This is a genomic window from Streptomyces kronopolitis, assembly GCF_014646275.1.
GTDB lineage: Bacteria > Actinomycetota > Actinomycetes > Streptomycetales > Streptomycetaceae > Streptomyces > Streptomyces kronopolitis.
Genome location: NZ_BMND01000030.1, coordinates 40,463 through 53,596 on the forward strand (window position 1 = coordinate 40,463; position 13,134 = coordinate 53,596).

General features: G+C 70.4%; 13 protein-coding genes. 10 read left to right on the top strand and 3 right to left on the bottom strand.

The features are described 5' to 3' along the window. Window positions 1–916: 916 nt before the first annotated feature. Window positions 917–1,120, bottom strand: a complete 204-nt coding sequence (locus IEY78_RS26305) for a cold-shock protein (protein WP_003984261.1) — start codon at window positions 1,118–1,120, stop codon at window positions 917–919. A 249-nt stretch (window positions 1,121–1,369) separates the two neighbouring features. Here IEY78_RS26305 and IEY78_RS26310 point away from each other — a divergent pair, with 249 nt between their 5' ends. The 6 genes from IEY78_RS26310 (at window position 1,370) to IEY78_RS26335 (ending at window position 7,257) form a co-directional block, all read left to right on the top strand. Further along, window positions 1,370–2,269, top strand: coding sequence for a menaquinone biosynthetic enzyme MqnA/MqnD family protein (locus IEY78_RS26310; RefSeq protein WP_189102359.1), 900 nt, complete (start codon window positions 1,370–1,372; stop codon window positions 2,267–2,269). Window positions 2,270–2,529: 260 nt separating this feature from the next. After that, window positions 2,530–3,729 (top strand): cyclic dehypoxanthinyl futalosine synthase, encoded by a 1,200-nt coding sequence (gene mqnC / locus IEY78_RS26315; RefSeq protein ID WP_189102361.1) that lies wholly within the window; start codon window positions 2,530–2,532, stop codon window positions 3,727–3,729. A gap of 7 nt (window positions 3,730–3,736) precedes the next feature. Next, window positions 3,737–4,288, top strand: coding sequence for an imidazolonepropionase-like domain-containing protein (locus IEY78_RS26320; protein ID WP_189102363.1), 552 nt, complete (start codon window positions 3,737–3,739; stop codon window positions 4,286–4,288). Window positions 4,289–4,368: 80 nt separating this feature from the next. Continuing rightward, a complete protein-coding gene (locus IEY78_RS26325; RefSeq protein WP_189102365.1) occupies window positions 4,369–5,070 on the top strand; it encodes a demethylmenaquinone methyltransferase in 702 nt (233 codons plus the stop codon). Window positions 5,071–5,220: 150 nt separating this feature from the next. Next, complete coding sequence (locus tag IEY78_RS26330; protein ID WP_189102367.1) at window positions 5,221–6,585, top strand: geranylgeranyl reductase family protein; 1,365 nt, start codon at window positions 5,221–5,223, stop codon at window positions 6,583–6,585. Window positions 6,586–6,801: 216 nt separating this feature from the next. Then, window positions 6,802–7,257: a carboxymuconolactone decarboxylase family protein gene (locus IEY78_RS26335; RefSeq protein ID WP_189102368.1), complete on the top strand. Its 456-nt coding sequence runs from the start codon at window positions 6,802–6,804 to the stop codon at window positions 7,255–7,257. Window positions 7,258–7,357: 100 nt separating this feature from the next. Here the strand turns inward: IEY78_RS26335 and IEY78_RS26340 are convergent, their stop codons facing one another. Beyond that, window positions 7,358–8,215, bottom strand: a complete 858-nt coding sequence (locus IEY78_RS26340) for an ATP nucleotide 3'-pyrophosphokinase (RefSeq protein ID WP_189102370.1) — start codon at window positions 8,213–8,215, stop codon at window positions 7,358–7,360. A 322-nt stretch (window positions 8,216–8,537) separates the two neighbouring features. Further along, the gene (locus IEY78_RS26345) at window positions 8,538–9,332 is read right to left on the bottom strand and encodes a C40 family peptidase (protein WP_189102372.1); all 795 of its coding nucleotides are present in this window, start codon (window positions 9,330–9,332) and stop codon (window positions 8,538–8,540) included. Window positions 9,333–10,056: 724 nt separating this feature from the next. Here IEY78_RS26345 and IEY78_RS26350 point away from each other — a divergent pair. Genes IEY78_RS26350 through IEY78_RS26365 form a run of 4 tightly spaced genes read left to right on the top strand, consistent with a single transcriptional unit; the run spans window position 10,057 to window position 13,123 of the window. After that, window positions 10,057–10,416 (top strand): NADH-quinone oxidoreductase subunit A, encoded by a 360-nt coding sequence (locus IEY78_RS26350; protein ID WP_018538824.1) that lies wholly within the window; start codon window positions 10,057–10,059, stop codon window positions 10,414–10,416. Window positions 10,417–10,425: 9 nt separating this feature from the next. Beyond that, window positions 10,426–10,980, top strand: coding sequence for a NuoB/complex I 20 kDa subunit family protein (locus tag IEY78_RS26355; protein ID WP_189102374.1), 555 nt, complete (start codon window positions 10,426–10,428; stop codon window positions 10,978–10,980). Next, a complete protein-coding gene (locus tag IEY78_RS26360) occupies window positions 10,977–11,747 on the top strand; it encodes an NADH-quinone oxidoreductase subunit C (protein WP_189102376.1) in 771 nt (256 codons plus the stop codon). The genes IEY78_RS26355 and IEY78_RS26360 overlap by 4 nt, the downstream gene beginning before the upstream one ends. Beyond that, window positions 11,747–13,123 (top strand): NADH-quinone oxidoreductase subunit D, encoded by a 1,377-nt coding sequence (locus IEY78_RS26365; RefSeq protein WP_189102378.1) that lies wholly within the window; start codon window positions 11,747–11,749, stop codon window positions 13,121–13,123. The genes IEY78_RS26360 and IEY78_RS26365 overlap by 1 nt, the downstream gene beginning before the upstream one ends. Window positions 13,124–13,134 lie beyond the last annotated feature (11 nt).

Genomic DNA, 13,134 nt, shown 5'->3' on the forward strand with positions numbered 1-13,134 from the left:
TGCTCGAATTCCGCCGAGTGCGGAGGCCGATGGCGCGCCTTGCCCGGGGAGTTCCGACTTACCCGGCGCGGCCCGCCGTTCTGTGCGCCCGTTGTGGTCCGCCGGGCCGGACTCGCGCCGGAAGTCCGCGGGCGCAGCCCCCTTACGGCCACCGCCGGCGCGCCGAATGCAAGCGCATTCCCGCCCTTTTCCCCGCCTTCCCTCCTCTGCGGAACCGGAGCCTCCACGGATTCGCGGAGGGGGGTCATCGATTCCGGCATGCTCGACAACCAGCGCGATAGCGTCAGCGTCTTCCGGGAATGCGCGCCCGGTCGCGCGCGTTCCGGCCGTCGTCGTCACCGCGCACGCCGCCTCGGCGGCTCCCTTGCCGTTCACGGTGGTCGCGCGCGGTGCTTTCCCGGGGCTTTCTGCCGGGTGAGCGCCCGAGAGTGCGGGTGTTTGTCCGGGGGGCGCCGGTATCTGGCGGGATCCGGTTTCTTTGTGGCCAAACGAGGGTGACGGGTGGAGCGGGAGGGGCTGGAGGGGGCCGCCCGAACGGTTCTCCGTCGCTTCCGGGCGAAGGCGGAATCGTGGCGGGAATCGTCAGGTCCGCGGGCCGGGCGAGGGCAGGGATCGCGTGGCCTCGTGCGCGGAACATGCCTGCACAGGGAGGCGGCGGCCGGGACTCCGCGGGCCTCCCGGTCGTCGGACGGAGGGCGGTCGGCACGGCGGTGAAGGCCGTCCGCCTCGCCCGTGGAATTCCGCGATGCCGAGCCCCGGCGGGTATGTCATGTGCGGGACGAGAAGAATTCATGCAATGGTCATTCATCTCGTGTCGGCAGCGAAAAGGCAGGAGCCCCGCTCGCCACCGAAATGGCGGAGCGGGGCTCCTTGGGTACTGCTGGAAACGACCTGGAAAAATTCCGGGCCGGGCAACTTAGACCGGCGTGACGTTCTCCGCCTGCGGACCCTTCGGGCCCTGCGTGACGTCGAAGTTCACCTGCTGGTTCTCCTCCAGGGAGCGGAAACCAGAGGCGTTGATCGCCGAGTAGTGGACGAAGACATCCGGGCCGCCGCCGTCCTGGGCGATGAAGCCGAAGCCCTTTTCAGCGTTGAACCACTTGACGGTTCCGGTAGCCATAAGCCCTCCTTGGGCCAAAGGGTTGCCCTGCTCCAGAACCTGCAAAGAAGTCTGAAACTACAAGAGCCTGCGGGGTCACATGCTCCGCAGGCTCTGTACTGCAAGGGAAACCAAACTGCAACTTGCGCTGAGCTTAGCATGGTGCGCTCGCGAGGCGGAAGAGCCAAAGATCACGTTTAACCGACCGCACTAACGTCCATATGCCGACCCGCCGGGCCGGCCCGCGCGGCACGGGTCTAGCCTCCGCATGTGGACAATTCAACCTTCGGAGACGCACCCGCGGGAGCCGACGCCGGCCGCCGTCGCAGCCGGCCGCGAGTGGGCCACATCCAGTTCCTCAACTGCCTGCCCCTTTACTGGGGCCTCGCCCGTACGGGCACCCTGCTCGATCTGGACCTCACCAAGGACACGCCGGAGAAGCTCAGCGAGCAGCTGGTCCGCGGGGACCTCGACATCGCCCCGATCACCCTCGTGGAGTACCTGCGGGCCGCCGACGACCTCGTCGCCTTCCCCGACCTCGCCGTCGGCTGCGACGGCCCGGTGATGTCCTGCGTGATCGTTTCGCAGAAGCCGCTGGAGCAGCTGGACGGTGCCCGGGTCGCGCTCGGTTCGACCTCGCGGACGTCCGTGCGGCTGGCCCAGCTGCTGCTGGCCGAGAAGATCGGGGTGCGGCCCGACTACTACACCTGCCCGCCCGACCTCGGCGTGATGATGCAGGAGGCGGACGCGGCGGTGCTGATCGGTGACGCCGCGCTGCGCGCCAATCTGCACGACGGGCCGCGGCTGGGCCTGGAGGTCCACGACCTGGGCCAGATGTGGAAGGACTGGACGGGGCTGCCGTTCGTCTTCGCCGTCTGGGCGACCCGGCGCGATTACCTGGCGCGCGAGCCGGAGGTGGTGCACAAGGTGCACGAGGCGTTCCTGGCCTCGCGCGATGTGTCGCTGGAGGAGGTCGGCAAGGTCGCCGAGCAGGCGGCCCGCTGGGAGACCTTCGACGAGCCCGTCCTGGAGCGCTACTTCACCACGCTCGACTTCCGCTTCGGGCCTGAGCAGCTGCGGGGGGTCACGGAGTTCGCCCGGCGCGTCGGGCCGACGACCGGGTTCCCGGCCGATGTGAAGGTGGACCTGCTGTCTGCGGCGGCCGGGTAGCCGGCCGGTCGCGGACGGGCCGCGCCGCGGCAGGACGACGGCGCGGGCGGCACGGCGCGGGCGGCGCCGACCGAGCGCCGACCCGCGGCCGGAGCCGGCCGGGACAGGGCCGGAAACAGGCCGGAACAGGGCCGGACACCGGGCCGTCGCCGCGCTGACCAGGCACGGGTGGCGGGCGGGGGCTGACCGGCGGCGAGGGTGTCGGACCCCTGACGTAGGCTGGTTCAGTTCGTGATGCCCGCCTGCGAAAGGGACGCCCGGTGACCGAGAACGCCGACCTCCAGTCCGTGCTCGACCGCGCCGCGCAGGGCGGCCGGATCACGCCGCAGGAAGCGCTCGACCTGTACCGCTCCGCCCCGCTGCACGCGCTGGGCAAGGCCGCCGACGCCGCCCGCCGCCGCCGTTACGCGGGCACCGAGCACATCGCGACGTACCTCATCGAGCGCAACATCAACTACACCAATGTGTGTGTGACGGCGTGCAAGTTCTGCGCCTTCTACGCCGCGCCGAAGGACACCGACAAGGGCTGGACCCGCGATCTCGACGACATCCTGCGCCGCTGCGCGGAGACCGTCGAACTCGGCGGCACCCAGATCATGTTCCAGGGCGGCCACCACCCGGACTACGGTGTCGAGTACTACGAAGAGCACTTCTCGGCGATCAAGAAGGCGTTCCCCGGGCTGGTCATCCACTCCCTCGGCGCCTCCGAGGTCGAGCACATGGCCCGGATCTCGAAGGTCTCCGTCGAGGAGGCGATCCAGCGCATCCACGCCGCCGGGCTCGACTCCTTCGCGGGCGCCGGCGCCGAGCTGCTGCCGGAGCGTCCGCGCAAGGCCATCGCGCCGCTGAAGGAGTCCGGCGAGCGCTGGCTGGAGATCATGGAAACGGCCCACAACCTGGGCGTGGAGTCGACGTCCACGATGCTGATGGGCACCGGCGAGACCAACGCCGAGCGCATCGAGCACCTCCGCATGATCCGCGACGTCCAGGACCGTACGGGCGGCTTCCGCGCCTTCATCCCGTACACCTACCAGCCCGAGAACAACAAGCTGAAGGGCCAGACCCAGGCGACGGTCTTCGAGTACCTGCGCATGATCGCCATCGCCCGGATCTTCCTCGACAACGTCGCGCACATCCAGGGCTCGTGGCTGACCACCGGCAAGGAAGCCGGCCAGCTCTCGCTGCACTACGGCGCGGACGACCTCGGCTCGATCATGCTGGAGGAGAACGTGGTCTCCTCCGCCGGTGCCAAGCACCGCTCCAACCGCATGGAGATCATCGACCTGATCCGCAAGGCGGGCCGGGTCCCGGCCCAGCGCGCCACGACCTACGAGCACCTCCTCGTGCACGACGACCCGGCGAACGACCCGGTCGACGACAAGGTCGTCTCGCATCTGTCCTCGACGGCGATCGAAGGCGGCACGGCCCATCCGGAGCTGAAGCTCGTCGAGGCCAACTGAGCTCGCGATGCTGACACTTCACCGCGTGCGCGGTGTCCGGCTCGCCCCCGACGGGGCGCCGGCCACCGGCCACGCGGTGCTCGTCGACGGTGGCCGGATCGCCGCCATCGGGCCGTACGAGGAGCTGCTGGCGGCCCACGGCGAGCAGGCGCGGGTGCGGGAGTGGGACGGCGTGCTGACCCCCGGCCGGACCGAACCGGACGCCGCCGCGCTGCTGGAGACCGTCTACCACCCCGACCCCCGCGAGGCCGGGGAGCTGGGCGGTGAGCCGGTCGGCGGCGAGGCGCTCGCCGCGCTCGACATGACCGAGGCACGCTGGGGCGCCGGTGCCCGCCGCGGCCTCCAGCGGCTGCTGGCCCTCGGCACGACGGCGCTGACCGGGCCGTTCACCCGGCCCGCGGTCCGCACCGCCGTCCGGCGGTCCGGGCTCGCGGAGCTGCCCGACGGCCGCCCGCGGACGCTGGCCGTCGGCGGGGCGGCCGATTTCGCCGTCTTCGCCGAGGACGGCAGCTGCCTGGCCACGGTGCTGGCCGGCCGCCTCGTCCACCGCCGCCGCTGAAGCCGCCGCTCCCGGCACCGTCGCGGCGCCCGGGCGTGCCCGGTGCGGGTCGTCGCGCGGGCACGGTGGACAATGGCCGGGTGACCCGAGCATCCCTGGACAAGCAGCCGCACGAAGTCGCCGCGATGTTCGACGACGTGGCGGCACGGTACGACCTCACCAACGATGTCCTCTCCCTGGGGCAGGCGCGGCTGTGGCGCAAGGAGGTGGAGCGCGCGGTGGCCGCACGCCCCGCCGAGCGGGTGCTCGACCTCGCGGCCGGCACGGGCACCTCCTCGCTGCCGTTCGCCGGGGCCGGTGCGTACGTCGTGCCCTGCGACTTCTCCGTCGGCATGCTGGGCGAGGGCAAGAAGCGCCACCCGTGGCTGCCGTTCACGGCCGGTGACGGCACCCGGCTGCCGTTCGCGGACGGGGTGTTCGACGCCGTCACCATCTCCTTCGGGCTGCGCAACATCCAGGAGACCGATGCCGCGCTGGCCGAGCTGTACCGGGTCACCAAGCCCGGCGGACGCCTGGTGATCTGCGAGTTCAGCGAGCCGACGTGGGCGCCGTTCCGGACCGTCTACACCGAGTACCTGATGCGCGCGCTGCCGCCGGTCGCCCGCGCGGTCAGCAGCAACCCGGACGCGTACGTCTACCTCGCCGAGTCCATCCGTACCTGGCCGAACCAGCCCGAACTCGCCGCCCGGCTCCAGGGCGTGGGCTGGACCGGGGTGGCCTGGCGCAATCTGACCGGCGGTGTGGTGGCACTGCACCGGGCGAGCAAGCCCGCCGGGAACTGACCGCGGGCCGAACGGCGTCGGTCGCCCGTCGGCGGCCGGGGCGCACGGGGCGCCCGGGGCACCGGCGGCGCACGGGCGGAGCGTGCCCGGCGGCCGCGGCCCAACCCTTCAGGTTCCGCTCACCGGTGCCCCCATAGACTGCACCTGCCGGTGCCGGGCGGCACCCAGAAATCCAGATATCGACTTCCGGGAGACAGCACCGTGACCGAGTCCGCGTCCGTGACCGATTCCGTGACCCAGGCCCGCTCGGAGCACAGCGCGGACGTGATCGTCGTCGGTGCCGGGCCCGCCGGCTCGGCCACCGCCTACCACCTCGCCAAGTCCGGTCTGGACGTGCTCCTGCTGGAGAAGACCGCGTTCCCGCGCGAGAAGGTCTGCGGTGACGGGCTGACCCCGCGCGCCACCAAGCAGCTGGTCGCGATGGGCATCGACATCTCCGAGGAAGCGGGCTGGCTGCGCAACAAGGGCCTGCGGATCATCGGCGGCGGCTCCCGGCTCCAGCTCGACTGGCCGGACCTGGCCTCGTACCCGGACTACGGACTGGTCCGCAAGCGCGACGACTTCGACGAACAGCTGGCCCGCCAGGCGCAGAAGGCCGGCGCGCGGCTGTACGAGCGCTGCAACGTCGGCGCGCCGATCATCCACGAGCTGACCGGCCACATCACCGGCGTGCACGCCAAGCTGGGCGAGGAGAAGACCCCGGTCACCTTCCACGCCCCGCTGGTCGTCGCCGCCGACGGCAACTCCACCCGGCTCTCGCTGGCCATGGGGCTGCACCGGCGCGAGGACCGCCCCATGGGCGTGGCCGTGCGGACGTACTTCACCTCGCCCCGGCACGACGACGACTACCTGGAGTCCTGGCTGGAGCTGTGGGACCGCCGCGGCGCCCAGGACCGGCTGCTGCCCGGCTACGGCTGGATCTTCGGCATGGGCGACGGGACCAGCAACGTCGGCCTGGGCATCCTCAACTCCAGCTCCGCCTTCAAGGAGCTGGACTGGCGCGAGATCCTCAAGGCGTGGTGCGCCTCGATGCCCGCCGACTGGGGCTACACGCCGGAGAACATGACCGGCCCGATCCGCGGCGCCGCGCTCCCGATGGCCTTCAACCGCCAGCCGCACTACACCAAGGGCCTGCTGCTGGTCGGTGACGCCGGCGGGCTGGTCAACCCGTTCAACGGCGAGGGCATCGCCTACGCCATGGAGTCCGGCGCGATCGCCGCCGAGGTGATCACGCAGGCGCACGCCCGGGCCACCTACCAGCAGCGTGAGCTGGCCCTGCAGCGCTACCCGAAGATCCTCAAGGACACCTACGGCGGCTACTACTCGCTGGGCCGCGCCTTCGTGAAGCTCATCGGCAACCCCAAGGTCATGAAGATCGCCACCCAGCGCGGCCTGACCCACCCGCTGCTGATGCGCTTCACCCTCAAGATGCTCGCCAACCTCACCGACCCCACGGGCGGTGACGCGATGGACCGCATCATCAACGGTCTGAGCAAGGTCGCACCGAAGGCGTGACAGCGACGGCGTGACGTCGAAGGCATGACAGCGACGGTATGACAGCGACGGCATGACGCAGGGGGCGGCGCGGGGCCGGGGCCCGGTGGCGGCCCGCTGACCAGCGGCGGCGGTTCCCGAAGACTCTTCCGGACCGCCGCCGTCGCCTTCTCCCGTCACATTCTCCTGCCGGGATCCGTCAGTGCGGCAACGACGGAATCCCGAAGGAGACCAGTGATGAACGCACGGATGAAGAACCCCGCGACGGTCCTCCCCGAGGCCATGCAGCCGCTGCTCGACGTGGTCGGGGCGACGCGGCAGGGCGGCGTGCCTCAGGCGACGCTGGAGCTGGTGCATCTGCGCGCCAGCCAGATCAACGGCTGCAGCTTCTGCGTCGACGGGGGCGTGAAGAGCGCCCGCAAGAACGGGGTGAGCGACGAGCGGCTGTTCGCGGTGGCGGCCTGGCGGGAGGCGCCGTACTTCTCGGACGCCGAGCGCGCCGCCCTGGCGCTCACCGAGGCGGCCACCCGGCTCGCCGACAGCGCCGACCCGGTGCCGGACACCGTCTGGGACGCCGCCGCCGACCACTTCGACGAGCGGCAGCTGGCGGCGATCATCCTCACGATCGGGGTCACCAACCTCTTCAACCGGCTCAACGCGACCATCAGGCAGCCGGCGGGCGCGGGCTGGTGACCGGCCGGGGCCGGCCGCGGCGTCGTTGGCGCCCCGGCCGGCCCGCGTCATCGGTTTCCCGGCGTCACCGGGGACGCCGGAGCGGACCGATCCGCTCCGGTCAGCCGACGGGAATGTGCGCCGGTGCCGGGAGGCGGCGGGCCGGGTCCGGGGAGGGCCGGTGGCGGGACGGGTCGGTCACCCGGTGGGCCGGGGCGGTCAGCCGCTCCGCGCCCGCCGGCACCGGCACCGCCGCGAAGATCGCGTTCTGCTGCTCCTGGAGCTCCCGCACCCGCTCGGGCGGGGTGCCCGGCAGCCGCTCCTCCTCGTACAGCTTGTGCGTCTGGAGCTGGGCCGCCTTGCTCTCGGGCGTGTGGAACTGGACCTCGAAGAGCTGGCCGGAGCGGGGCGCGCGCCAAGCGGAGTTGATCGCCTTGTAGCCGGCGGTCCGGTGCCAGGTGTTGGCCCAGCGGGTGGAGTCGTTGCCCCAGGCGGAGAGCAGGGCCGCCGCGGTGTCCACGCCCTGGCTGTAGTGGCCGGCCGGCCACTGGAGGGTGTAGCGGACCGCGTCGTTGATCAGGGCGAGCGAGGTGTCCACCGACTGCCCCGGCGTCTCGTGCATCCAGGTGGCGACCTTGCGCTTGAGCGAGTCCGGCGACTTCAGGCGCTGGTCGAAGCCGACGAGTTCGGCGTGGCTGATTCGGGCGACGGCGCGGACCTGGGGGCTGATGGAGCGCTCGGCCCGCCGGGCGCGGGCCACGAAGGCGTCCACCTTCCGGTTGTCGGCGGCCTTCAGCCGCAGCCCGTCCTGCTGCCAGCCGCCGTGCGGTCCGGCGACCGGGGTGCGTACGGCGTGCGGGGCGGTGGCCGGGGCGGCCGCGGTCGCGGCGGGGACGGCGCCCAGGCCGAGGGCGGTGGCCAGGGCGGCCGCCGTCGCGGCCCGGGAGACGGTCCGGCGGGCGGTGCGGGGGATGTTCATCGGAGCGCGCGTGTCCTCTCGCTGGGGATCCCGCACGACGTCCCGAAGGGACATCTGCGGCATATGGCGAGAGGTGCAACGTTCCGGGCGCCCATCGGTCGCTCTTCGCACGGCCGTTGGGGGGTACCTGGCCGGTTCACGGCGCTGTGCGGCGCGAATCGTCTGTCGGACGGCCAGGGGAGGCCGGGGGACGCCGGGGAGGCCGGGAAGAGCCGTGAGGGCGCGCGGAGCGCCCCCGGGGCCCGCGGACGGCATGCCGAAGGACCGTCCCTCCCGAGCGGCAGGAGAGACGGCCCTTGTGGGCACCAGGGGCGCGGCGGTCCTACAGGACGCGCACCGCGCCGGTCGGCTGGTCGTAGCTGAGCGGGCGCTCGACGATGCCGGTGCTCGGGTTCTGGGCGCCGATGAACTTGCCGCCACCGACGTAGACGCCGACGTGGTAGGCGCTGCCCGCGCTGCCCCAGTACAGGATGTCGCCGACCTGGAGGTTGTCCAGGCCGACCTGGGTGCCGGCGGTGGACTGGTCCTGCGAGACCCGCGGCAGGTCGACGCCGATCTGGCTGAACGCGGCCTGGGTCAGGCCGGAGCAGTCGTACGAGGACGGGCCGCTGGAGCCCAGCACGTACGCCTTGCCGAGCTGCGCCTTGAGGAAGGCGACGAGCGTGGCGGACGAGCCGGTGGCGTTGGACGGGGCGGACAGGGTGGTCCGCTCCGAGGAGCGCGACGCACGGGCCTCGCTGGCCTCCTTGGCCTTGCGGGCCTCCTCGGCCTTCTTCTTGGCCGCGGCCTTGGCCTTCTTCACGGCCTCGGCCTTTGCCTTCTCCGCGGACTTGGCGGCCTTGGAGAAGGCGCTGTCCTGGAGTGCCTGACGCTCGTAGTTGAACGCGACCTGCTCAGCGGTGTCGGCGCTCTTCGCGGCGCTGCTGGCAAGCGCCGTCGTGATCGTCGGCATCTCCTGGGTTTCGGAGACGGGCTTCTCCGCGGCGTTGGCCGGCACCGTGGCGCCGGTCACCGCGAGGGTGAGGAAGCCACCGGTCACTCCGGCACGCAGCGCCCGCGAGGACGCGGAAGGGCGACGGGGCTTCCGGTGGCTGGGTATGAGTGCGTTCGGGGACATGGCAATAACGGCTATCAGGCGCCGCTGGTTGCTGCCAACAAAGGTGCAGTGCGCCACACTTGTCGTGTACGCGACGAACAAAAAGGGCGTTTTACCTGCCCGTCGAGCCCGCGACGGGATGTCCGAATTTCGCGATCATGTTCCTACGCATGGCATTTGCTGCTCGATGCGGGTCGGATGAGCGCCTACCACTTCCCCATCCGCCACGCCAAGGCTTCCCGGGCGTCAAGGACTTAGTACGTGAAATAGCGTGGGATAGGTCACTCCTGAGTGTCCGTTATGTTCCCGTGACCCGACGCCGGCCGTCGCTCGTGAACCGAAGCACGAAGAGACGATCACGGCCGGGTCACGAGCGGGTCACGTCTACGGGCCGGACTCCACTAGCAGTTGGCCGCGTCCGGCGCCAATTTGCCCTTAGCGTGCCTCACTTGATATTGGCAACCCCGCACTGACCAGCGGTAACCCAGGCGAATGTCACCTCTCGTGATCACTCGCGCGCTTCACGTATGAAGATCACCGCTCATCCGACTTCATGATCCTTCGCCGGGTGGTGGAGATCACAAAGGCGTTGGTCATCCCCGTGTCGCAGATCACAGACCGACGGGCATAAGATGCAGGCGGCTCGGGCTTGTGAACTGCCTCACATGTGCACGATCTCCACGGGGCGATCAAGGGCCCGAGCGGACCGCCATCCAGTCATCGTCGACTGAAGGGAGCGAGGACGGTGAACGCTTACGCGCCCATCCTCGTACTGGGAGCCCTCGGGGCAGGCTTTGCGATCTTCTCCGTCGTGATGGCCACCCTCGTCGGGCCCAGGCGTTACAACCGGGCCAAGCTCGAGGCGTACGAATGCGGAATCGAGCCGACGCCACATCCGTCCGGTGGTGGCCGCTTCCCGATCAAGTACTACCTGACGGCGATGCTCTTCATCGTCTTCGACATCGAGATCGTCTTCCTCTACCCCTGGGCCGTCAGCTTCGACGCCCTGGGGCTTTTCGGGCTCGTCGAGATGCTCCTCTTCGCGCTCACCGTCTTCGTCGCCTACGCCTACGTCTGGCGTCGTGGCGGCCTGGAATGGGACTAGGGGGCACACATGGGACTGGAAGAGAAGCTGCCCAGCGGCTTTTTGCTGACCACTGTCGAGCAGGCCGCGGGCTGGGTGCGCAAATCCTCGGTCTTCCCCGCGACCTTCGGGCTGGCCTGCTGCGCCATCGAGATGATGACGACCGGCGCCGGGCGCTATGACCTGGCCCGCTTCGGCATGGAGGTCTTCCGCGGCTCGCCGCGGCAGGCGGATCTGATGATCGTGGCCGGCCGGGTGAGCCAGAAGATGGCGCCCGTGCTGCGGCAGGTCTACGACCAGATGCCGGACCCGAAGTGGGTGATCTCCATGGGGGTTTGCGCCTCGTCGGGCGGCATGTTCAACAACTACGCGATCGTGCAGGGCGTCGACCACATCGTGCCCGTCGACATCTATCTGCCGGGCTGCCCGCCGCGTCCCGAGATGCTGATGGACGCCATTCTCAAGCTGCACCAGAAGATCCAGAACACCAAGCTCGGGGTCAACCAGGAGCAGGCCGCCCGGGAGGCGGAGGAAGCCGCGCTCAAGGCGCTCCCGCTGATCGAGATGAAGGGGCTGCTGCGGTGAGTGAGCAGAAGAACCCCGGGGGTTCCGGCGAGAACGGCCGGGACGGTCAAGAAGAGGCCGTGCCCGCGCAGCGCGAGGACACCGGCGAGGTGATCGGCACCCGCCGCGGGATGTTCGGCGCCGACAACGGCGGCGACACCTCCGGCTACGGCGGCCTCGTACGGACTGTGCGGCTGCCCGGCGAGAGCAGCCGGCCCTACGGCGGACCGGCCGGCACGGAAGGCCACGGCGAGTTCGACGAGATCGCCGACGAACTGGAGGGCGCCCTCGACGAACAGGGCCTGGTCCCCGGGAACGTCATCGAGAAGACCGTCGTCGACCGCGCGGAGCTGACCTTCCACATCGAGCGCGGCGCGCTGCCGGCGGTCGCCCGGATCCTGCGCGACGACCCGGCGCTGCGCTTCGAGCTGTGCACGGGCGTGAGCGGGGTGCACTTCCCGGGGGACAAGGGCCGCGAGCTGCACGCCGTCTACCACCTGCGCTCGATCACCCACAACCGGCTGATCCGGCTGGAGGTCGGCGTGCCGGACGCCGACCCGCACGTGCCCTCGCTCGTCGACGTCTATCCGACCAACGACTGGCACGAGCGCGAGACCTACGACTTCTTCGGCATCGTCTTCGACGGCCACCCCGCGCTCACCCGGATCATGATGCCGGACGACTGGCAGGGCTTTCCGCAGCGCAAGGACTACCCGCTCGGCGGCATCCCCGTCGAGTACAAGGGCGCCCGGATCCCGGCTCCCGACCAGCGGAGGTCGTACAGCTGATGACTACTGCACCCCACTCGCACTCCTCGGACGGCCCCCGCACGGCGAGCGACTTCGACACCGAGCCGTCGCCCGCCCGGGAGACCACCGAGGGGACCGTCTACAACGTCTCCGGCGGGGACTGGGACGAGATCGCGGCCGCCGCCGTGAAGTCCGACGACGAGCGGATCATCGTCAACATGGGGCCGCAGCACCCCTCCACCCACGGCGTGCTCCGGCTGATCCTGGAGATCGACGGCGAGACCGTCACCGAGGCCCGCTGCGGCATCGGCTATCTGCACACCGGCATCGAGAAGAACCTCGAATTCCGGACCTGGACGCAGGGCACCACCTTCGTCACGAGGATGGATTACCTCACCCCCTTCTTCAACGAGACGGCCTACTGCCTGGCCGTGGAGAAGCTGCTCGGCATCACCGCCGACATCCCCGACCGGGCCTCGGTCATCCGCGTGATGCTGATGGAGCTCAACCGGATGTCCTCCCATCTCGTGGCCATCGCCACCGGCGGGATGGAGCTGGGCGCCACCACGATCATGATCTACGGCTTCCGCGACCGCGAGCTCATCCTCGACATCTACGAGCTGATCACCGGCCTGCGGATGAACCACGCGTACATCCGGCCCGGCGGCCTCGCCCAGGACCTGCCGCCCGGGGCGGTCGACCAGGTGCGCGAGTTCGTCAAGAAGATGCGGAAGAACATCGGCGAGTACGACAAGCTCGCCACCGGCAACCCCGTCTTCAAGGGCCGGATGGAAGGCATCGGCTATCTCGACCTGGCCGGCTGCATGGCCACCGGCGCCACCGGTCCCATCGTCCGCTCGGCCGGACTGCCGCACGACCTGCGCAAGACGCAGCCGTACTGCGGCTACGAGGACTACGACTTCGAGGTGCCGACCGCCGACACCTGCGACTCCTACGGCCGGTTCCTCATCCGGCTGGAGGAGATGCGCCAGTCGCTGCGGATCGTCGAGCAGTGCCTGGACCGGCTGGCGCCCGGCCCGGTGATGGTCGCGGACAAGAAGATCGCCTGGCCCGCCCAGCTGGCCCTCGGCCCGGACGGCCTCGGCAACTCCCTCGACCACATCAAGAAGATCATGGGCACCTCGATGGAGGCCCTGATCCACCACTTCAAGCTGGTGACCGAGGGCTTCCGGGTCCCGCCGGGGCAGACGTACGCGGCCGTCGAGTCGCCCAAGGGCGAGCTGGGCGTGCACGCGGTCAGCGACGGCGGCACCCGCCCCTACCGGGTGCACTTCCGCGACCCGTCCTTCACCAATCTCCAGGCCATGGCGGCGATGTGCGAGGGCGGCCAGGTCGCCGACGTCATCGTCGCCGTCGCGTCCATCGACCCCGTGATGGGAGGCGTCGACCGGTGAACCCCACCGAG